The organism is Trichococcus ilyis (genome assembly GCF_900109135.1).
Taxonomy (GTDB): Bacteria; Bacillota; Bacilli; order Lactobacillales; family Aerococcaceae; genus Trichococcus; species Trichococcus ilyis.
Map to the genome: position 1 here is coordinate 39,260 of NZ_FNYT01000008.1, position 19,949 is coordinate 59,208.

15 protein-coding genes are annotated in these 19,949 nt (G+C 53.9%); 9 read left to right on the forward strand and 6 right to left on the reverse strand.

Annotation, left to right across the window (positions count from 1 at the left end):
- Positions 1 to 178 precede the first annotated feature (178 nt).
- Positions 179 to 1,747 carry a Spo0B domain-containing protein gene (locus BMX58_RS05400; protein WP_068622987.1) on the forward strand — a complete coding sequence of 523 codons (1,569 nt, stop codon included), beginning with the start codon at positions 179 to 181 and terminating at the stop codon, positions 1,745 to 1,747.
- Positions 1,747 to 2,427 carry a response regulator gene (locus BMX58_RS05405; RefSeq protein WP_068622988.1) on the forward strand — a complete coding sequence of 227 codons (681 nt, stop codon included), beginning with the start codon at positions 1,747 to 1,749 and terminating at the stop codon, positions 2,425 to 2,427. The genes BMX58_RS05400 and BMX58_RS05405 overlap by 1 nt, the downstream gene beginning before the upstream one ends.
- A 298-nt stretch (positions 2,428 to 2,725) precedes the next feature.
- Here the strand turns inward: BMX58_RS05405 and BMX58_RS05410 are convergent, their stop codons facing one another.
- The 5 genes from BMX58_RS05410 to BMX58_RS05435 form a co-directional block, all read right to left on the reverse strand.
- Positions 2,726 to 4,156 carry a 6-phospho-beta-glucosidase gene (locus tag BMX58_RS05410; RefSeq protein ID WP_068622989.1) on the reverse strand — a complete coding sequence of 477 codons (1,431 nt, stop codon included), beginning with the start codon at positions 4,154 to 4,156 and terminating at the stop codon, positions 2,726 to 2,728.
- A 445-nt stretch (positions 4,157 to 4,601) separates the two neighbouring features.
- A complete protein-coding gene (locus tag BMX58_RS05415; protein ID WP_068622990.1) occupies positions 4,602 to 4,934 on the reverse strand; it encodes a hypothetical protein in 333 nt (110 codons plus the stop codon).
- A gap of 329 nt (positions 4,935 to 5,263) precedes the next feature.
- Entirely contained in the window at positions 5,264 to 6,754 is a 1,491-nt protein-coding gene (locus BMX58_RS05425) for a glycoside hydrolase family 1 protein (RefSeq protein ID WP_068622992.1), read from the reverse strand.
- Positions 6,755 to 6,808: 54 nt separating this feature from the next.
- The gene (locus BMX58_RS05430; protein ID WP_068622993.1) at positions 6,809 to 8,146 is read right to left on the reverse strand and encodes a PTS sugar transporter subunit IIC; all 1,338 of its coding nucleotides are present in this window, start codon (positions 8,144 to 8,146) and stop codon (positions 6,809 to 6,811) included.
- 52 nt (positions 8,147 to 8,198) lie between these two features.
- Positions 8,199 to 9,608, reverse strand: coding sequence for a glycoside hydrolase family 1 protein (locus tag BMX58_RS05435; RefSeq protein WP_068622994.1), 1,410 nt, complete (start codon positions 9,606 to 9,608; stop codon positions 8,199 to 8,201).
- Positions 9,609 to 9,773: 165 nt separating this feature from the next.
- On the opposite strand from BMX58_RS05435, the gene BMX58_RS05440 reads away from it, so the two are divergent.
- Together BMX58_RS05440 and BMX58_RS05445 are read left to right on the forward strand one after the other, a co-directional pair.
- A complete protein-coding gene (locus BMX58_RS05440; protein WP_068622995.1) occupies positions 9,774 to 10,646 on the forward strand; it encodes a MurR/RpiR family transcriptional regulator in 873 nt (290 codons plus the stop codon).
- Positions 10,647 to 10,782: 136 nt separating this feature from the next.
- Complete coding sequence (locus BMX58_RS05445) at positions 10,783 to 11,139, forward strand: YtxH domain-containing protein (protein WP_068622996.1); 357 nt, start codon at positions 10,783 to 10,785, stop codon at positions 11,137 to 11,139.
- 361 nt (positions 11,140 to 11,500) lie between these two features.
- On the opposite strand, the gene BMX58_RS05450 is transcribed toward BMX58_RS05445, so the two are convergent.
- Entirely contained in the window at positions 11,501 to 12,484 is a 984-nt protein-coding gene (locus tag BMX58_RS05450) for a hydroxyacid dehydrogenase (RefSeq protein WP_068622997.1), read from the reverse strand.
- A gap of 477 nt (positions 12,485 to 12,961) precedes the next feature.
- Here BMX58_RS05450 and BMX58_RS05455 point away from each other — a divergent pair, with 477 nt between their 5' ends.
- The 5 genes from BMX58_RS05455 to BMX58_RS05480 all read left to right on the forward strand — a co-directional run bounded on the left by BMX58_RS05455 (position 12,962) and on the right by BMX58_RS05480 (position 19,692).
- On the forward strand, positions 12,962 to 14,347 hold the full coding sequence (locus BMX58_RS05455; protein ID WP_068622998.1) for an alanine/glycine:cation symporter family protein: 1,386 nt from the start codon (positions 12,962 to 12,964) through the stop codon (positions 14,345 to 14,347).
- Positions 14,348 to 14,431: 84 nt separating this feature from the next.
- Positions 14,432 to 14,653 (forward strand): heavy-metal-associated domain-containing protein, encoded by a 222-nt coding sequence (locus BMX58_RS05460; protein WP_068622999.1) that lies wholly within the window; start codon positions 14,432 to 14,434, stop codon positions 14,651 to 14,653.
- A 594-nt stretch (positions 14,654 to 15,247) separates the two neighbouring features.
- On the forward strand, positions 15,248 to 16,642 hold the full coding sequence (locus tag BMX58_RS05470; RefSeq protein WP_068623001.1) for an L-cystine transporter: 1,395 nt from the start codon (positions 15,248 to 15,250) through the stop codon (positions 16,640 to 16,642).
- A 380-nt stretch (positions 16,643 to 17,022) separates the two neighbouring features.
- A complete protein-coding gene (locus BMX58_RS05475) occupies positions 17,023 to 18,897 on the forward strand; it encodes a heavy metal translocating P-type ATPase (protein WP_068623002.1) in 1,875 nt (624 codons plus the stop codon).
- An 84-nt stretch (positions 18,898 to 18,981) separates the two neighbouring features.
- Positions 18,982 to 19,692: a Crp/Fnr family transcriptional regulator gene (locus BMX58_RS05480; RefSeq protein WP_068623003.1), complete on the forward strand. Its 711-nt coding sequence runs from the start codon at positions 18,982 to 18,984 to the stop codon at positions 19,690 to 19,692.
- Positions 19,693 to 19,949: the final 257 nt, after the last annotated feature.

Sequence of the window (19,949 nt, forward strand, 5' to 3'; positions counted from 1 at the left end):
CCTTTTGATTACCCGCGCTCCTTGAAGCGCTTTCTTTAACTTGGTTTCATTATGCTACCGCTTCCAAAATTAAAATAGATTATTTAATTAATTTAAGCGTTATTCAATTAAATTAATTGAGAACGCCTTCTTTGCGTTTGATATAATGGCAAGTGTAAAGAAGAAGGGAATCCAATCTATGAAAAATAAATGGAAAAACCAGCGTTTATGGGTGAAACTCACGTTCATGGTGCTGATCACCGTCGCTTTGACGGTCAGCGTGCTCTATCTGCTCCTGACGAACCGCATCTATGAAGCGACGCAGACGCAGGAAGAGGAGCAGCTGCTGTCCATCGCCGAAATCGTGGCGGCCCAGCCGTTGGTGATCGAAACGCTGAATGACGGAGCCACCAACCCGGAAGTGCAGGCCTACGCCGACCAGATCACCGAAACCTATCAATTGGACTTCGTCGTGGTCATGACGATGGACCGCATCCGCCTCACCCATCCCGATCCGGCGAAAATCAACGAACCGTTCCAGGGCGGCGACGAGGAGGCGGCACTGGCGGGTCAGGAAACGACTTCGATTGCGCAAGGCACGTTGGGGCAATCGCTGCGCGCCTTTGTCCCGGTCTTCGCTGCCGAAAACACGGAGATCGGCGTCGTCGCGATCGGCATCAAGACGACCACGCTCGCTTCGATCGCCAAAAAAACGATGCAGCCCTTCTCCGTCAGTTTTGCGGTCAGCCTCTTGTTCGGCTTCGCCGCCGCCATCTTCACGGCTTTCCAGCTGAAAACCCAGATGTACAATCTGGAGCCGATCGAGATCGCCCGGCTGCTGGAGGAACGCAACGCGATGCTGGAGAACACGAAGGACGCCATCCTCGTCACCGACAAAAACAACAAGATCGTCCTGTCCAACCTGGAAGCGAAAAAACTGTTCCATCCGTTGCAGGCGGATGGAACCGGCGGCGATAGCGAGAACCTCGTCGGCCTGCCGCTCCAGTCGTTGCTGCCCGTCGCCCAGGACTTGCAGGCATTGGGCGGTCCGAGCAAACCGACCGACCGCATCTACCACCTGGACGGCGTCGATTACCTGCTTTCGGTCGCGCCGATCACCGTTTCGAAGAAAACCGTCGGCCAGATTGTCCTGATGCGGGATGCGACGGAACTCTATCTGCTGACGGATCAGCTGTTCAACGCAGCCACCTACGCGACCACTTTGCAGACGCAGTCGCACGACTTCCTGAACAAGCTGCATGTCATCTATGGCCTGGCCGAGCTGGAAGAGTACGCGGAACTGAACGATTACCTCGGCAAGATCCTCGAACCGGCGCAGGAGTTCTCCCACCGCATGATTTTTCTTGTCAAAAATCCCGTCATCGCCGGATTTCTGATCGGCGAACGCAGCAAATTCACGGAGCGGAACTACCCGTTCATGATCGAAGTCTACCCGGATGTGCCGCCGACGACCGATCACATGGCGGTCCAATGCTGGATCAACATCATCCGTTTCCTGAATCAATTCATTCTGGAAAACCAGTTGGCGGATGACCTGCAGATCCATTTCGGCTTCTGGAACGAACGGTTGGAGACCGTTTACGAATTGCAGGTGGAACCCGCGATGCAGGAGCGGCTGGCGAAAGAACTGCATGCGCCGATGATCTCCCAGCTGCTGAAGAAAGTCGACGGCCGGCTGGAAATCGAAAGCAATGCGCGCCGCGTCAGGATATTTTTGAAAACAGCGTACCGAGAGGAGAAAAACTGATGGTTTATCATGTATTGCTTGTGGAGGATGATCCGATGGTGCTGTCGATCAACCGCCGCTATCTCGAAAAAATCCCCGGGTTCCTTGTATTGGGAACCTGCGGCAGCTACGAGGACGCGATCCGTTTGACCAGCAAGCACACCTACGACCTGCTGCTCGTTGACGTCAATATCCAAGGGAAGAGCGGTCTGGATCTGATCCGCGCCCTGCGCAAACGCGAGTACCCGGCCGAGCTGATCATGATCACGGCGGCCGGCGAACAGGAAGCGATCCGGATCGGCCTGCAGTGCGGCATCGTCGATTACATCCTCAAGCCGTTCCAGTTCAAACGCTTCGAAAAGAGCATCGAAGCCTTCGTGCAGCGCCAGGAACTGCTGCATTCATCGAAACCGATCACGCAAAAGCAGCTGGACCAGATCCGCTCGCTGGATAGCCAGCCGGAGGATAAGGAAGATGATGCCATCGACAAAGGCCTGGCGCCTTCGACGCTGCATGTGATTTTGGAGTGCATCGACCGACAGCAAGGCGATTTCACCGTGAACGACATCACCAGTCTGGCGAACTTGTCCCATGTGTCGGTCCGCAAGTATCTGCGTTATCTCGAGGACAAACAGGTCATCGAAATGCGGCTGGAATACGGAACGGTCGGCAGGCCGACCGCGTTTTACCGGAAAAAATAAATGCGGGATGCCTTGCCGGAGCTGGATTTTCGGTATCACTCGTCAGCTCCGGTGAGCGGGTCCTCGTCGGAGCTGACGATGCGATTCCGGCCGTCTCCTCCGGGGAGCCGGCCCTGGCCGGAGTTGGGAGCCAGAATCCGGCCGTCAACTCCGGTCAGCAGCCCCTCGCCGGAGTTGGCAAACACACACAGCGGAAACGCCAAAAAAACAGCAGCAGCGGGGCATTTTTTGCCTCGCTGCTGCTGTTTTTATGTCTTCTAAAATTTCCGCTTGCGTCAGCAAGCGAACAATTCGACTCTTAGAACGACAAATCTTCCCCGTTGCTGGCGATGACTTGTTTGTACCAGTCGAACGATTTTTTCTTCGTGCGTTTCAGTGTGCCGTTGCCGTCGTTGTCGCGGTCGACGTAGATGAAACCGTAACGTTTCTTCATTTCGCCTGTTCCCGCGCTGACAAGGTCGATACAGCCCCAGCTTGTGTAGCCCAAAAGATCGACGCCATCCAAGTTCACGGCATCTTTCATGGCTTCGATATGTGCAGCCATGTAAGCGATGCGGTAATCATCTTCGACATAGCCGTTTTCGTCCGGAACGTCGACGGCACCCAAACCGTTTTCAACGATGAATAATGGTTTTTGGTAGCGGTCGTACATCGCGTTCATCGTGATGCGCAGTCCCAGCGGATCGATCTGCCAGCCCCACTCGCTCGCATCCAAGTAAGGGTTTTTGACGGATTCAAAGATGTTTCCGGCTGTCTTCGCGTTCACTTCAGGATCAGCGGAAGCCACACGGGAAGCGTAGTAGGAGAAGGAAATGAAATCGACTGTGTGCTCTTTCAGCAGCTCTTTGTCGCCTTCCTCCATCACGATTTCGATGCCTTCGCGTTCCAATTTTTTCAATGCGTAAGCAGGATATTCGCCGCGTGATTGCACGTCGATGAAGAAGTAGTTTTCACGGTCTTCTTCCTGCGCTTTGAACACATCCGCCGGAGCGCAAGTGTACGGATAGTAATTTCCTGCCGCCAACATGCAGCCCACTTGGTTTTCAGGATCGACTTCATGCGCGATGCGGGTAGCGATGGCGCTGGCAACCAGCTCGTGGTGGGCGGATTGGAATTTGACTTGCTCTTCGTTTTCGCCTTCTTCGAAGTACAAACCGGCGCCCATGAACGGCGCATGCAGGATCATGTTGATTTCATTGAAAGTCAGCCAATATTTGACCAGACCTTTGTAGCGGTTGAAAATGGCATGGCACAGATTCTCATAGAAGCCGACCATCTTGCGGTTGCGCCAGCCGCCGTATTCTTTGATCAGGTGCATCGGGCAATCGAAGTGGGTGATCGTCACCAACGGCTCAATCCCGTATTTGTGGCACTCTTTGAACAGGTCTTCGTAGAATTTCAGGCCTTCTTCATTCGGCTCCGCTTCGTCGCCGTTAGGGAAGATGCGTGTCCATGCAATCGATAGACGGTAGGTTTTGAAGCCCATTTCGCCGAACAGCGCGATGTCTTCTTTATAGCGGTGGTACATGTCGATGGCTTCCAATGCAGGATAGAAATGCTCATCGTCGAAATCGAACATTTTCATTTTGCCTGTGATGACGGCCCCTCTGTCCTCGCCGACGGGAACTACGTCAACGTTCGCCAAACCGCGTCCGCCTTCGTTGTATCCACCTTCGCATTGATTGGCAGCAGTCGCGCCGCCCCATAAAAAGTCTTCTCTTAAAGCCATTTGCCATCCTCCTAGATCTTTTTATACATGAAAATTGAATACAGTATCATCACTTTTGCTTTTGCAAAAGCTTTCAGCAACCGCTGCCATTCGGTTGGACCTTCCAGGTATCGGTTACATTAATAATACTATCACTTTTGGAGGGATAATGTAAATATTGTTAGACAAGGAATCGAATTATTGTGGACGCACAGGCAAAAAAATAGAGTGCGACGTTTTCCTCCGGTGAGCACCCGCTCTGCCGGAGGAGGAGATCCCAAAAGCTCATCACCTCCGACCACGGCGGCTTCGCCGGAGAACGGACCTCCGCAATGCATCCAGCTCCGGCCAGCAGGCGCTCACCGGAGTTGGGCAAGCTGGATCGAGGCGTAACACGTTAATCCCCGGGGCGCATCCACATCCCCAAACAAAAAGACGCTCCGCAAAGGGCGCCTTAACTATCGGATCAGTCCGGCGGGCCGATCAGATTGGCAATCAGAAAGCCAACGATGACGAACGCAAAGAACAGGCCGGGCAATATGAGCAGATACACCAGCAGCGAGCGTTCGTGCTCCTTCCTTACGGCCAGGATCCCCATTACCGAAGCCAGTATCGCCGCGGCAAAGGTAAGATAGATCACGCTCCCCAGCAAGGGGCTGTTGATCGGATTGGGGTATTCGATCGTATTCCCTATCGCGTCGGAAATCCGGTTACCCGCAACCCCCAGCACCAAGGCGGCTACAAACAAAACCACTGTCCATTTCCCTTTGGACGTCTTTGGCAGAATCGGAAATTTCATAAAGATTACCTTCTTTCCCGAACCGAAACAGACACACGCTGCAGTTGCATTCTCAGGTAATTCCCTCAACTCGATTAAACGCCCGGCAAAACGGCGATACAATTTTTTCGGATTCTGATAGCCGGAATTCCCCGCCAAAATGGTTTCGGCGGGCAATCCCGTAACGTCCGCGGACGTTTTTCCCCGCCAAGCTGGTTTTGGCGGGTTTTCTGACTGCGATTTGACCGGATTTCCCCCTCCGGAACGGGTTTCGGCGGGTTATTTCTGACCAGAACATACATGCAATTGCTTTGAAAAACCCTATCGGCCTCCCGATAGGGTTTTGCTGGTTATTTCGTTGCGGTCTGCGGTTCGGCGTACAGGCTGGCGCCGTTCGTTTCGATGACGTCCTTGTACCAGTGGAACGATTTTTTCCTGTAGCGGTCGTAGCTGCCGTTGCCGTAGTCGTCGGCGTCCACGTAGATGAAGCCGTAGCGTTTCGCCATCTGGGAAGTCGAGGCGCTGACGATGTCGATGCAGCCCCAGGAAGTATAGCCCATCAGCTCGACGCCGTCCTTGATGGCCAGGTTCATCTGTTCGAAATGATCGCGGAAATAGGCGATGCGGTAATCGTCTTCGACCGTTCCGTCCGCGGTCAGCACGTCGCTCGAGCCGATGCCGTTCTCGACGATGAACAGCGGGATGCGGTACCTGTCATAGAGATCGATCAACGAAATGCGCAGCCCGACCGGATCGACTTGCCAGCCCCACTCGGAGGTGTCCAGATACGGATTTTTGACGCCGGTCGTCAGGTTGCCGCCGACTTTTTCGCGCTTGTCCGCATTTTTCGACACGACCATCGACATGTAGTAGCTGAAGGACAGGAAATCGACCGTGTAATCCTTCAACAGCTGCAGGTCCGCATCCGTCCAGGCGATTTGGAAGTCATTCTCTTCGAAATAGTTCAGCACGTGCTTCGGATATTCCCCGAAAATCTGCACGTCCGCGTAGAAATGGTTGTCGCGGTTGGCTTTTTGCGCCATCAGCACTTCATCCGGATCGCAGGTTTCGGCATAGGTCATCGTCTTCGTCAGCATCGCGCCCATCTGTGCGCCCGGGATGATTTCCCGTAGCTGTCTGGTCGCTTCGGCGCTGGCCACGAACTGGTGATGCAAGGCTTGATAGATGGCTTCTTCGGCGGCTTTCTTGTCGGCATATTTCTCTTCGACGACGCCGACCGTCGTGAACGGGTGGCGGAAGACGCTGTCGATCTCATTGAAGGTAAGCCAATACTTCACCAAGTCCTTGTATTCGCGGAAGACCGTCTCGCTGAATTTGGTGAAGAAACCGACGACTTCGCGCGAAACCCAGCCGTCATAGTGGTCCACCAGATAGAGCGGCATCTCATAGTGCGACAGCGTCACCAGCGGCTCGATGTTGTGCGCACGCAACGTTTCCAACAAGTCCCGGTAATAATCCAGGCCCTTTTGGTTCGGCTCCGCTTCGGTGCCGTTCGGGAAAATCCGCGTCCAGGCAATCGAAACGCGCAGCACCTTGAAGCCCATTTCACCGAACAGCGCGATGTCTTCCTTGTAGCGGTGGAAAAAGTCGATGCCCCTTCTTTTCGGATAATAGATGGTGTCATCGGTTTCCTTTGCGACAGCGATGTCCTTCAAGGAAACGTGCCATTGCGATTTGTAGTCCTCGACGGAGATGTCAGGCTTGAAGCGGGCGACATCGGCCACCGATATACCCTTGCCGTCCACGTTCCAGGCACCTTCAGCCTGGTTGGCGGCGATGGCGCCGCCCCAGAGAAAATCTTTCGGATAGTAACTTTTCATTTTTCAGTCCCCTTTTTGTTCTGATTGTGTTTTAGATTTTGTTTTGGGTTGTGCTCAGATTTTTTCTGCGGCCATTTGGCTTGCGGTTTCCGCTTCGGTTTCTTCAGTCACGACGGCCTTTTTGTTGGCGGCCAAAACGAACGGCAAGTACATCACGACGCCCAAGGCCAAAATCAGCAACTGGACGATGACACCGTTGATGCCGTAGCCGAGAAATGCGCCGGCCCCGATCGGCAAGCCGAACGGCACATCGACCGTATTCGGCTGCAGGAAGCCGATCTGGTTGAAGAACAAGGCGATTGCCGTGCCGATGCTGGAAGCAAAAACGAACGGAATCGCGAACACCGGGTTCAAAACCAGCGGCAGACCGAAAACGACAGGTTCGCTGATGCCGAACAGGCCGGGCATGAAGGACACTTTCGCGACGGCCTTGAAGTCATCGCGTTTGGAAGCGATCAGGATGGCGATCAATAGCGACAGCGTCAAACCGGCACCTCCGGGAACGATGAATGACATCCAAAAACCCATTGTGACGGGATTCGTTGCGGCCTCACCGGCTTGGACAGCGGCGATATTGTTGGCCAAAGCGGCGATCAACAGCGGGTTGCGGATCGGCGAAATGATCAGGCCGCCGTGGATGCCCACCAACCAGAAGATTTGGCTGACGATGACCAGCAGCATGATGCCGCCTGGGCTTTGGACCAATCTTTCCAGCGGTGCCTGCACGATTTTGTAGATGAATTCATTCATGTACATGCCGGTAGTGTTCAGGAACAATTGGGCAACCATCGCCACGATGATCAACGTCACGAAAATCGGCAGCAGCACATTGAACGATGCCACGATTCCGCCCGGCACGCTCGGCGGCATCTTGATGCGCAAAGCGTTCACGTTAGAGAGCTTCGTGAACAGTTCGACGACCAAGACTGTCAGGATCATGCCGATGAACAGACCGGAAGCATTGGTGCTGGTGGCCGGCAAGCCTTTGACGACCTGCTGCACACCGTCGACTGTCGTCGTGAAGAACTGCGGGACCACAATGACGTAGGCGATCAAGGCGACCGCGCTTGTGATCAATGGATTGGTATTATTGCTTTTTGCAAGATTTGACGCTAAAAATAAAGGAATGAGCAGGGACATGATGTCCATCGTTGCGAAATTGATCGTGCTGAATGCCGGCGCCAATGCGGTCAGGAAGCTGAACGGCGCGAACTGGGCAAGTCCGGTCGTCGGGCTGGTCAACAGCACATTGAAAAGCAGCGCGAACGAGCCGATGATGATGAAAGGCATGTAGGCGGTGAACGCATCCTTGATGGCGCGGAGATATTTGTTCCCCTCGACCTTTTCGGCGACGACATCGATCCCTGAGCTAAGTTTGTCCATGAAACTCATTAAAATTCCTCCTTCAACTGTTTCAAGCTGTCTTGCTTATGATCAACCTGTCCTATCCGAACAGGCTTTCTCCGTTTGTGGCGATGACTTGCTGGTACCAATGGAAACTGTCCTTCTTGAGGCGCCGCAGCGTGCCGTTGCCGGCATTGTCCTTGTCGACGTAGACGAAGCCGTAGCGTTTCTTCATTTCGCCGGTGCCGGCGCTGACGATGTCGATCGGTCCCCAGTAGGTGTAGCCCATGATCGGCACGCCGTCCTTCAAGGCTTCGGCGATTTCGACCAGATGTTTTTTGGTGTAATCGATGCGGTAGTCGTCATGGATCTTGTTGTCCGCCGTCACCTCATCGTTGTTGCCCATCCCGTTTTCGACGATGAACAGCGGTTTTTGGTAGCGGTCGTAGAGCTCATTGCAGACATAACGCAGCCCCAGCGGATCGATCTGCCAGCCCCAAGGCGTTTCATCCAGGTACGGGTTCTTCTCGCCGATGATGCCGCCCGTGTTGCCGAGGATCTTCATGCCGTCCTTGTAGGTCGTGCTGCGGTAATAGCTAAAGCCCAAGTAGTCGCTCGGGTAAGCGGCGATTTCCGCCAGGTCGGTGTCCTCCATTTCCAACTGGATGCCGTACTCTTCAAAAATACGATTAGCGTAAGACGGGTATTTTCCCCGCAGCATCACATCGCTGAAGAACAACGAGCGTCTCCGCAACGACATCGCCCCGAAAATGTCTTCCGGCTTGCAGGTGTTCGGATAGACCGCGCTCAAGGAAAGCATGCAGCCGATTTGCGCTTCCGGCATGATTTCGTGGCAAAGCTTGTTGACCCGGGCGCTGGCGACGAACATGTTGTGCGAAGCCTGGTAGATCACGCGCAGCTTTTCGTTTTCGTCCGACTCGTCCAGGATGACGGCGCCTGCCGCGAACGGGATCGTGTGCATGTTGTTGATTTCGTTGAAGGTCATCCAATAACTGACTTTGTCTTTGTAGCGCTCAAACACGGTGCGGCAATATTTCTCGAACAGCCCGATCAGCTCGCGGCTTTCCCAGCCGTTGTATTTCTCCGTCAAAGCGTAAGGCGTTTCGTAGTGCGACAGGGTGACGACCGGTTCCATGCCGCGTTTCAGCATTTCAGCAAACAAGTCATCGTAGTACTGCAGCCCTTTTTCGTTCGGATCGGCTTCCTCCCCGGTCGGAAAGATGCGCGCCCAGGAAATCGAGGTCCGGAACGCTTTGAAGCCCATTTCTTCCATATACTGCAGATCCTCTTTGTATCGGTGGTAGAAGTCGATCGCTTCGTGGCTCGGATAATATTTGGCCGGGTCGACCGCTTGATCCGGCTCGGTCAGGAACCCCTCCGTCAACAAGTCGGAAATGGCCAAACCTTTGCCGTCTTCCAGATACGCGCCTTCCGCCTGGTTCGCGGCGATGGCCCCGCCCCACAAGAAATTTTTTGGGAATCTCGTCATTTTACTCCTCCTCTAATCGGTTCATTAATGCTATGATAACCATTAAGGGAAGCCGCGTATACACTTCCGAACGCTTTCGGAAAGCGGTTACATAATTTGTTTTTATCGTGCCGATTGCTTGTAACGGCATTACAAAGAACGATTTCGAATGGAGTGATCAGCAAAATGGATTTGCAGACGAAGCTTGCTTCGGAGCCCTTTTCCGATACGGAAAAGGCAGTAGTGGACTATTTCATCAACCATTTTGACAACGTCGTCGACATGACGACGTTACAGGTGGCCAAGCACACCTTCACGTCGAACGCCACCGTCGTCCGGGTCTGCCAAAAGCTCGGCTATAAAGGCTTCAATGATTTCAAACTGAAATATTTGACGGAACAGAAGTCGGATTTCCAAGCGGCCGAAAAATTGGACGCCAACTTCCCGATCCAGAGCGGCGACGGCGTGCAGACGATCGCCACCAATATCGCCGCCTTGAAGGAAGCCGCCATCGAAGAAACCAAAAACCTGTTGGACTACGGGGAGTTGCAGGAGGTCATCGCGCTGCTGATCGCCGCGGACACCATCAACGTCTACTGCTCGCACTCGACGATCGCCCACGCCAAGGAGTTCCAATACCATTGCATGCGCATCGGCAAACGCGTCATCGTCGCCAGCGGTCCGGGCGAACAGGACTACTACGCGAGCCGTTCCTCCGAAGACAATGTGGCGATCCTGCTTTCCTATACCGGCGAAACCCGGGAAACGATCGGCGACGCCAGGCTCTGCCGCTACGGCGGAACGAAGACGATTTCGGTCACGTCATTCGGCGAGAACAGCCTCAGCGAAGCCTGCGACCACAACTTCTTTATCCCGCCGTGGGAAAAATATTATTCCAAAATCGGCCAATTCGCCTCCTCGGCCGGCTTCAGCTATGTCCTGGACCTTTTCTACAGCGGCATTTTCGAGCAGGATTACTTGGCCAATTACGAATACATGCTGGAGCACACCGGCCGCCTGAGCTTGGTCCAGATCAACAGCAAGATGGGCGACAGTTAGCGGCAGCCAGTGGTTTTCGTTTTGTTTCAGCTTGGGCGTGGCTTATACTGAAGGTGTAAAATCGTCGTTTTATTTTTATGCATCCAATCCGTTCTTTTGCATCGAGTATCCGTAGTGAATAAAGGAGGAACCGACAATGGGAAAATTTTCCAGTTTCGTCAAAGGGCTTGTGATCGGCGGTGGGATCGCCCTGCTGCTGTCGCCGAAGCCCGGCAAGGATATCCGCAAAGATTTGGCCGACAAAGCCGATGAAGCGTTGGACAAGGTGATGGACTACGCCGACCAAGCAACGGAAACCGCGAAGGAAGCGGCAAAAGAGGCCGTCGATCACGCCAAAGAAAAAGCCCAGGAAACGACCGACACCATGAAGCAGAAATTCGCCGCCAAAGTTCCCGAATCCGAAGAGCGCTTCGATGCCGAAACGGAAGGCGAAGCGCCGGCGCCCGCAGCCGACGAGCTCGATCCGATCGAGGAAGCGCTGAAGACACTGTGAGTGCAAGAAGAGGCTGCCCCTATTTAGACGGGGCAGCCTCTTCTTTTGCCGTTTGCGCTCGATTGGCGCGCCGAAAATGCACAGGCCGCCTGGCTTTACGTTTGATTGTTGCGTCTGTTTTTTAACTGCAGTGGCAAATTGTCGGATGCTGCTCAGGTATTCGGCAATCTGGGGCCGGCGCGGAATCAAATTGTCGAATGTTGCTTGGCATTCGACAATTTCGGCCCGATACGGAATCAGATTGTCGAATGTTCCTCACCTATTCGACAATTCCGATCGCCTCTCCACCCTCGCACGCCAAAAAAGACGCCCCGTCAGGAGCGCCCTTCCAGCTGGATTCAAGATAGGCAATACTGTTCCGTTACACCTGTTCCGCCAAAACTGCCTGCTGCAGGCGTTCCTGCCATTGCGGCTGTCTGCCGTTCAGCACGTCGTCGATCCCGACGGCTGCGTGGTAGCCCATCAGATCCATCGCTTCCTGCGTGATGATCGCGTTGTGCGGTGTCATGATCAGGTTGTCCAACCCGAAGAACGGATGATCCTGCGCAACCGGCTCCTCCAGGAAGACATCCAGTGCGGCCCCGTTGATGACGCCGTTCTTCAAAGCCTCATACAGCGCCTCTTCATTGACGAGTTCTCCGCGGGCGCAGTTGATCAGGTAGGCGCTTGGTTTCATCAAGCGCAGCGTTTCCTCATTGATCATCGCTGTTGTTTCCGCTGTGACAGGGACGTGCAGGGAGACAAAGTCGGATTTCGCCAGCACTTCCTCCATCGAGCCAGCGCATGTCACGAAGCCTGCATATTCATTTTTCACGAGGAATTCATCATAGGCGATCACTTTCATGTCGAAGCCGTGCGTCGCTTTGCGGGCAACGAGCGAGCCGATGCGCCCAAGCCCGATCAGACCGAGCGTTTTGCCTTTGAGCTCCGTTCCTTTGTGCTCGTAGCGGGCGCCCCAATTGTCGTGGCGCACTTGTTGGTCCATGAACGGTATCTGATGCGCCAGGCTCATGATGAAGCCCAAAGTCCGTTCCGCGACCGCATTGCAAGTCGCTGCCGGCGTTGTTGTGACGGCGATTCTGCGTTTAGCGCAGTGCTGTGTGTCGACATTGCCGTAATCGACTCCATGGACACCGATGACTTTGAGTTTTTTGGCGGCTGACAGGACTTCCTCCGGGTAGGGCGCGTTCGGCCTGGCCAGAATCGCATCGGCGTCCGCAACCAATTCCTTCAGGTACTCGATGCTGATGTTTCCGTTGCCGACAACGATCTCGTACCCTTTGTCCTGCAGAAAGTCTTTTCCTAATGCACTGATATCTTCCGGGATGACAACTTTGTAGGCCATAATGATTCCTTCTTTCTCGTTATGATGGACCCGCAAAAACACGCGTTGCTGTTGCCTGCAAGGTCGTTCCAAACGCTCCGGAATGCGGATGTGGCGCACTTTCCGGTTGCGAATTGATGTCATTAGTATAGGCCAACCACATCCGCAATGCTATGTTCCGGAAAATAAGAATAGACCGTTTTCAACAGGCGTTTGTTGTTCCGCAAAACAAAAAACCAGAACGGTTGCCCCAAGGTATATTCTCATCATTTTCTAATCATATCTCCGGAAAAATGAACCTATCAACCTACACAAACATATATCCCGAGCCAAAACATGTGTTTTTAGTCACAAAAATCTAATCGAATCCTTTTTTTGCGGGCTTTTTTTCTAATTAAAGTTTCACAATCTCATTGACATGGCCATGTGATATCGATAGAATATCAAAGATACATAAAAAAATGGTGTGGATGCACTTATTGGAGGATTTGGTATTTTATGGATGCAATATATAGTTTTTTGGCCAACTATGTGAATGTTCTCTTATGGGATTATTTCCTGACGTACGGCCTTCTGTTCGCGGGGTTGTTCTTCTCATTCCGCTTCGGGTTCCCGCAAGTCACGCGCATGTGGGAAGCTTTCAAGCAAGTTTTCGGTAAATTGTTCAAAAAAGACGCTACCCAGGAAGGTTCGATGTCTTCCTTCCAGGCCTTGGCGACGGCTGTTGCCGCGCAGGTCGGGACCGGAAACGTTGCGGGTGTGGCAACGGCCATCCTCGGCGGCGGACCGGGCGCGATTTTCTGGATGTGGGTGTCCGCTTTCCTAGGCATGGGCACGATATTCAACGAAGCCATCCTGGCGCAAGTCTACCGGGTCCGCGACCGCAACAAGGGAGACCTCGTCGGCGGACCGGCTTTCTACCTTTCCAAAGGGGTCGGCTCCAACGCTTTGGCTAAATTTTTCTCAGTCTCGATCATCGTTGCGTTGGGATTCATCGGCAACATGGTGCAGTCGAACTCGATCGCATCGGCCGTAACGACCGCCTTCGCCGTTCCAGAATGGGTGACCGGTTTCCTGGTCGCTTTGGCGGCCATCCTGATTTTTGCAGGCGGCATGAAGCGCATCGCCTCCTTCGCCGAATTGGTCGTTCCGATCATGGCGCTCGTTTACATCGTGGCCAGCTTGGTCATTTTGTTCCTGTTCCGCGAAAACATTGTCCCTGCCTTCGAGATGATTTTCGTCGGGGCTTTCACGCCGCAAGCCGCAATCGGCGGTATCGCCGGTGCTTCCGTCAGAGCGGCGATCCAAAAAGGCGTGGCGCGCGGCTTGTTCTCGAACGAAGCCGGTATGGGTTCGACGCCGCACGCGCATGCTGTGGCGCACGTTGATCACCCGGTGCAGCAAGGCCTGGCCGCGATGGTCGGAGTCTTCATCGATACCGTCGTCGTGTGTTCCGCTACGGCACTGATCATCTTGGTGACCGAATCCTATCTGGATCCTGCCTTGAAGGGTGCGCAAGTGACCCAAGCCGCCTTCTCGATCGCCTTCGGAGGCGGCGGATCCGTGCTGTTGGCGATCTGCCTGACTTTCTTCGCCTTCACGACGATCGTCGGCTGGTATTACTTCGGCGAATCGAACATCAAATATCTTTTCGGCACAAAAGGCGTCCTGCCTTACCAGATTCTGGTGGCGATCTTCATTTTCCTGGGTGCGCTGCAGGAAGTCGACATCGTCTGGATGCTTGCCGACACGTTCAACGCCCTGATGGTCATCCCCAACTTGTTCGGTCTCTTCTACCTGTCCAATCAAGTCAAGGGCATTCTGGAGGATTACGACCGCTGCAAATTGGAAGGCCGCATCTTCTACGATTACGACGTAAAATGATTCCGAATACTTGATGCCGGTCAAGTCCTTTCCGGATGTTTGGGCTTATACTGTAGTCATAACAGACAACAGGAGGAATGAATCATGAGCCAAGCCGTTATCCAATTGGGACCCGTCACTTGCCCATCGTGCATCAAGAAAATCGAATCCGCCGTCAGCAAAATCGATGGCGTCGCAAACGTCAAAGTGCTGTTCAACTCCAGCAAAGTCAAAGCCGAGTTCGACGGCAACAAGACTTCCGGCGCCGACATCAGCGAAACGATCCAAAAACTGGGTTACGAAGTCCAATCGGTCAAGGAATCCTAGCTTGTTATAGAGCAGGGACCGCCTCATTCGCGAGGCGGCACCTGCTTTTTTTGTTGCCGGTAGCGTGGGTTGTTGGGCTGGTTTGGGTGGGCATGGATATCGGCCAATCATCCATATTTTCCATCGGCAACCACCGCAACCATGAATCCGTTTATTCCCGAACCGAGGGATATCAGTTGCTTTTGAAAAATAAGCATGCTATCATGAAAACACAAATGAAAACAAGTTACGCGTTGAAGAGAAGAAGTACCTTTCACGGTCATCAAAGAGAGCCTCGGTCGGTGGGAAGAGGCATGGTCTGGATAGCGAAAATGCGTCTCGGAGCAAAGCGGTGCGTTAGTGCCGTTTCGGTTTGTACCCGATAGCGTACAGAAGTATGGCTTTTTCTGCGTACTTCATGAGGCAGGATTCGCGAGGGTCGTGCGAACTAGGGTGGATCACGAAGAGCTTTCGTCCCTGTATTCCAAGCATTTGGAGTATAGGGACGAGGGCTTTTTTGGTTCTCGGAAAAGGGATGCGAATGGCACTCATTTTTCTACTTCATCCGGCATCTGTTTTCAGTCAGGCAGCATATTTTAAAGGAGGAATTTTTTTATGGAAACCATTTCCATTATCGCTATTTTAGTTGTCTTTGCGGCATTGCTTTTCGCGCTTTACCGCTTGGGCGCCAAACATGTCAAATTTTCAAAACGCGTCTTCATCGCGTTGGCTCTCGGGGTCGTCTTCGGGGCGGCCATCCAGCTGCTTTTCGCACCGGACAGCACGATCACACTGACCGCCATCGATTGGATCAATATCGTCGGCAACGGCTACGTCCGCTTCCTGCAAATGCTGATCATCCCGTTGATCTTCGTTTCGATTGTGGGTGCATTCACCCGCATCGAGGAAACGAAGAATCTCGGCAAAATCAGCGGATCCGTGCTCGGCACTTTGCTGGGCACAACCGCCATCGCTGCCCTGATCGGCTGGGCATCCGTCATTCTCTTCAATCTTGACGGCGCGCAATTCACGCAAGGTACCGCGGAAACCGCAAGGATCGAAGCCTTGACCACCCAACAGACGCAAGTCGCTGACTTGACGATTCCTGGTCAAGTGCTCAGCTTCATCCCAACCAACATCTTCCAGGATCTGGCCGGTCTGCGCAGCACAAGCACGATCGCCGTCGTAATCTTTTCCGCTTTTGTCGGAATCGCCTATATGGGCATCAAGAAAAAACAGCCTGAAAATGCCGCTTTGTTCAACAAAGGCCTGCAGGTCATCCAATCCATCGTGATGCGCATCGTCACTTTGGTTCTGCGCCTGACGCCTTACGGAATCCTGGCTTTGATGACGAAAATGATGGCGACATCCAGCTACCAAGCCATCATCAACTTGGGACTGTTCGTGGTCGCTTCCTATGCCGCTTTGCTTGTTGTTCTGCTGGTGCACAGCTTGATTCTGGCTGCTGTCGGCGTCAATCCGATCAGCTACTTCAAGAAAGCATTCCCTGTTTTGAGCTTCGCCTTCACTGCCCGTTCCAGCGCCGGCGCATTGCCTCTGAACGTTGAAACACAGACGAAAGCTTTGGGCGTCGATGACGCCTCAGCCAACTTCGCTGCCAGCTTCGGCCTGTCGATCGGCCAGAACGGTTGCGCGGGCGTCTACCCTGCCATGTTGGCAACCATTGTGGCACCGACTTTGGGCATCGACGTCACCAGCATCGGCTTCGTCCTGACGCTGATCCTGGTCGTGACGATCAGTTCCTTCGGGGTTGCCGGTGTCGGCGGCGGCGCGACTTTCGCCGCGCTGATCGTTCTGGGCGCCATGAACTTGCCTGTCACGATCGCAGGACTTGTCATCTCGGTAGAACCGGTCATCGACATGATGCGCACACTGACGAACGTGAACGACAGCATGTTGGCGGGCGTCGTTTCTTCCCGCAACATCGGGGAATTCAACGCCGCTGTGCTGAATGACGATGCTGCTGTAGTTGATGGGGATGCCATCTAGTCTTTTCTTCTATAAATAATTACCTGTCCTGACGAAGGACTCGGCTGCCTGCAATCTGCGGGCAGCTTTTTTTGTTCGGATGCCATTGAATGGCCGGGGACGGTGCGTTCCTCCGGTGAGGCTTCCCACACCGGAAATCAGCGGTAATGGGCGGGCTCTTCTCCTGCGAGCATGTTCTCATCGAAGAACAGTCCCCAACCAGTCGCGCACCTCCGGCGAGCGCCTCTTCGCCGGAGAAGAGGCACCTCCTAATTCGCCACGCCGCCCCTCCTCAGCCGCCTCACACATTTCCACATCCAAAGCTTGACCATCATCAAGTCGTTTTCCTGCCTGATGGCGTATGATTAGGCTATAGGAAATACAAGAGGAGGTCATTTAAAATGATCAAATGGATCAATAAATACAAAAATCGCATCACCGCGTTCTCGGGAATCCTGATTGCGCTCGGTTTCATCCTGAAGACCTTTGGATACGCTGCCGCAGCCGACTACGCGCTTATCCTTGCGACGCTCATCGCGGTGGTGCCGATCGCGTACAAAGCCTACCTGGCGCTGCGGATGAAGGCTTTCAGCATTGAGTTGCTGGTGACGATTGCAGTCATCGGTGCACTGTTCATCCGCGAATATACGGAATCTTCGGTGGTCACCTTCCTGTTCCTGTTCGGTGATTTTCTGGAGGCGCGCACCTTGGAGAAGACGCGTTCCTCGCTGCGTTCTTTGGTTGACATGGCGCCGCAGGAAGCCACCATTCTGGAAGGGGATGTCCAGACGGTGGTGCCGGTGGAGGAAGTTTCTGTCGGCGACCGCTTGCTGATCAAGCCCGGCGGCAAAATCCCGGTCGACGGCATCATCGTGAAGGGCCAAGCCGCCATCAACGAAGCCGCTGTGACGGGCGAATCGGTCCCTGCCAACAAAACAGTGGACGCCAAAGTCTTTTCGGGGACTTTGGTGGACGAAGGCTACATCGAAATGATCGCCGAAAAAGTCGGCGATGACACGACTTTCGCGAAAATCATCGAGTTGGTCGAGGAGGCGCAGGAATCCAAATCCAAGGCCGAACGCTTCCTCGATGCCTTCGCCAATTTCTACACGCCTGCCATTGTGGCGCTTTCCGTCATCGTCTATCTTTGGACGCGCGACTTGCATCTTGCCATTACGTTCCTTGTGATCGCTTGTCCGGGTGCGCTTGTGATCGGAGCGCCGGTTTCGAACGTGGCCGGCATCGGCAACGGCGCCAAGCATGGTGTGTTGGTGAAAGGCGGCGAGGTCATGGACCGCTTCTCAAAAGTCGACACGCTCGTTTTCGACAAGACCGGAACGCTGACGAAAGGCCGACCGGAAGTGACCGACATCCACGTCACCGGTGACATCGGCCGCGATGAATTGCTGCGCCTGACTGCCGCTGCTGAGCGCATTTCCGAACACCATCTCGGACAGACGATCGTGAAATACGCATACCAGCAGGGGCTGGAAACGCCAACCGCACCGACGGATCCGGAAGTCATCAAAGGTCACGGTCTGAAAGCGACGGTTGCTGGCCGTCGTCTTATCGCCGGCAACCGCAAACTGATGGCCCAATCCGGGATACTGATCAGCGAAAGCGCAGAAAGTTACGCGATTGCACGCGAAAAAACCGGCAATACCGTCGTTTTCGTCGCCATCGACGGCACCCTCGCCGGACTCTTCTCGATTGCCGACCAAATCCGCGAGGACGCACCGCAGGCTTTGGCCGAGATGCGCCGCGACGGAATCAAACAGATCATCATGCTGACGGGTGACAACCAGCATACCGCCGAAGCGGTTGCCGAGCAACTGAAACTGGACGCCTTCCATGCCGAGCTGCTGCCGGAAGACAAAGTGCGTTTTGTCAAACAACTGCAAGCGGACGGCGCCATCGTTGCGATGGCCGGGGACGGCATCAACGATGCACCAGCCATTGCCACCGCCGACATCGGCTTGGCCATGGGCGAAGGCGGCACCGACATTTCGATGGAGACGGCCGATGTCGTGCTGATGGCCGATAAGCTGCTGCAGTTTTCCCATGCCTATTCGCTGTCAAAGGCGACGATGCGCAACATGAAGCAGAATATCACCATCGCAGTCGCAGTCGTTATTGTGCTTTTGGCGGGCGTCCTGATGGGCTCCGTCCATCTCGCCAGCGGCATGTTCATCCATGAAGCCAGCATCCTGGCCGTCATCCTGAACGCCATGCGCCTGATCGGCTTCAAACGGAAGAAATCTGTTGCTGCAAGCTAAAACTCGCAGACTCACCCTGGATTGCGGTACAATTCAAATGACCGAACAACTGCCTATCCCGTTCCGAAAAGGAGGATTTCACATATGAACCATACCCAAAAAAACGCGCACGATTGCGATGCGTCCTGCGCCTGCAACGCGCACCGTTCCTGCATTTCGCTCGTGCCGATCTTCAACCATCTGGAACCGGATCAGATGGACGAAATCATGTCCGTGACCCATCCGGCCCACTACAAAAAAGGTGAACTGCTCTATCGTCCGGGAGACACCTCGGATACGCTCTACATCATCCACTCCGGGCTGATCCGCATCTACCGGCTGGCCGAATCCGGAAAAGAGCAGCTTGTGCGCTTCCTCAATCCGGGCGATTTCACCGGTGAACTGGCCCTGTTCAGCGAATCGAAGCATGAAGCCTACGCCGAAGCGGTGAAGGATACCCAAGTCTGCCGGATGCAAAGGAGCGATCTGCAGCACTTTTTATTGAAATATCCGGCGATTTCCTTGAAATTGCTGCAGGAATTCTCCAACCGTCTGGAAAAATCGGAAAAGCAGACGACTTACGTGGCGACCGAAAAAGTCGAATCCCGTTTGGCCCTTTACCTCGCTGAATTGGCCACGAAGGACGGCGACACCATCACGCTGCCGATGGCGAAGAAGGATCTGGCGTCCTATCTCGGGACGACGCCGGAAACAATCAGCCGCAAAATGGGTTCGTTGGAGGACCAGCATCTCATCAAACAGTTGAATCACCGCGAAATCATCATCCTCGATCTGGATGGCTTGCTGTTCCTGTGATCACCCAGGATTCGAGTTCGTGCCGATATTCCCCGCCGAAATGGTGTTGGCGGGGAATATCATGTTGTCGTCGGACGTTTTTCCCCGCCAAGGTGGTTTCGACGGGTTTTCTGAATGTATTTTGAATTGATTTTCCCCGCCGAAGTGGTTTCGGCGGTTTTTTTGAGCATTCATCCACTCAGCAGATACACCCCCTTTTGCCGGCTTATCCCCGTATTCCTTGCGCCGGCTTTGTGGTAGAATAGGTTTACGAAAAA

Bases quoted from the DNA above. Each gene is read 5' to 3' on its own strand.
- BMX58_RS05400 (WP_068622987.1), top strand. From the start codon at position 179: ATGAAAAATAAATGGAAAAACCAGCGTTTATGGGTGAAACTCACGTTC.
- BMX58_RS05405 (WP_068622988.1), top strand. From the start codon at position 1,747: ATGGTTTATCATGTATTGCTTGTGGAGGATGATCCGATGGTGCTGTCG.
- BMX58_RS05410 (WP_068622989.1), bottom strand. From the start codon at position 4,156: ATGGCTTTAAGAGAAGACTTTTTATGGGGCGGCGCGACTGCTGCCAAT.
- BMX58_RS05415 (WP_068622990.1), bottom strand. From the start codon at position 4,934: ATGAAATTTCCGATTCTGCCAAAGACGTCCAAAGGGAAATGGACAGTG.
- BMX58_RS05425 (WP_068622992.1), bottom strand. From the start codon at position 6,754: ATGAAAAGTTACTATCCGAAAGATTTTCTCTGGGGCGGCGCCATCGCC.
- BMX58_RS05430 (WP_068622993.1), bottom strand. From the start codon at position 8,146: ATGAGTTTCATGGACAAACTTAGCTCAGGGATCGATGTCGTCGCCGAA.
- BMX58_RS05435 (WP_068622994.1), bottom strand. From the start codon at position 9,608: ATGACGAGATTCCCAAAAAATTTCTTGTGGGGCGGGGCCATCGCCGCG.
- BMX58_RS05440 (WP_068622995.1), top strand. From the start codon at position 9,774: ATGGATTTGCAGACGAAGCTTGCTTCGGAGCCCTTTTCCGATACGGAA.
- BMX58_RS05445 (WP_068622996.1), top strand. From the start codon at position 10,783: ATGGGAAAATTTTCCAGTTTCGTCAAAGGGCTTGTGATCGGCGGTGGG.
- BMX58_RS05450 (WP_068622997.1), bottom strand. From the start codon at position 12,484: ATGGCCTACAAAGTTGTCATCCCGGAAGATATCAGTGCATTAGGAAAA.
- BMX58_RS05455 (WP_068622998.1), top strand. From the start codon at position 12,962: ATGGATGCAATATATAGTTTTTTGGCCAACTATGTGAATGTTCTCTTA.
- BMX58_RS05460 (WP_068622999.1), top strand. From the start codon at position 14,432: ATGAGCCAAGCCGTTATCCAATTGGGACCCGTCACTTGCCCATCGTGC.
- BMX58_RS05470 (WP_068623001.1), top strand. From the start codon at position 15,248: ATGGAAACCATTTCCATTATCGCTATTTTAGTTGTCTTTGCGGCATTG.
- BMX58_RS05475 (WP_068623002.1), top strand. From the start codon at position 17,023: ATGATCAAATGGATCAATAAATACAAAAATCGCATCACCGCGTTCTCG.
- BMX58_RS05480 (WP_068623003.1), top strand. From the start codon at position 18,982: ATGAACCATACCCAAAAAAACGCGCACGATTGCGATGCGTCCTGCGCC.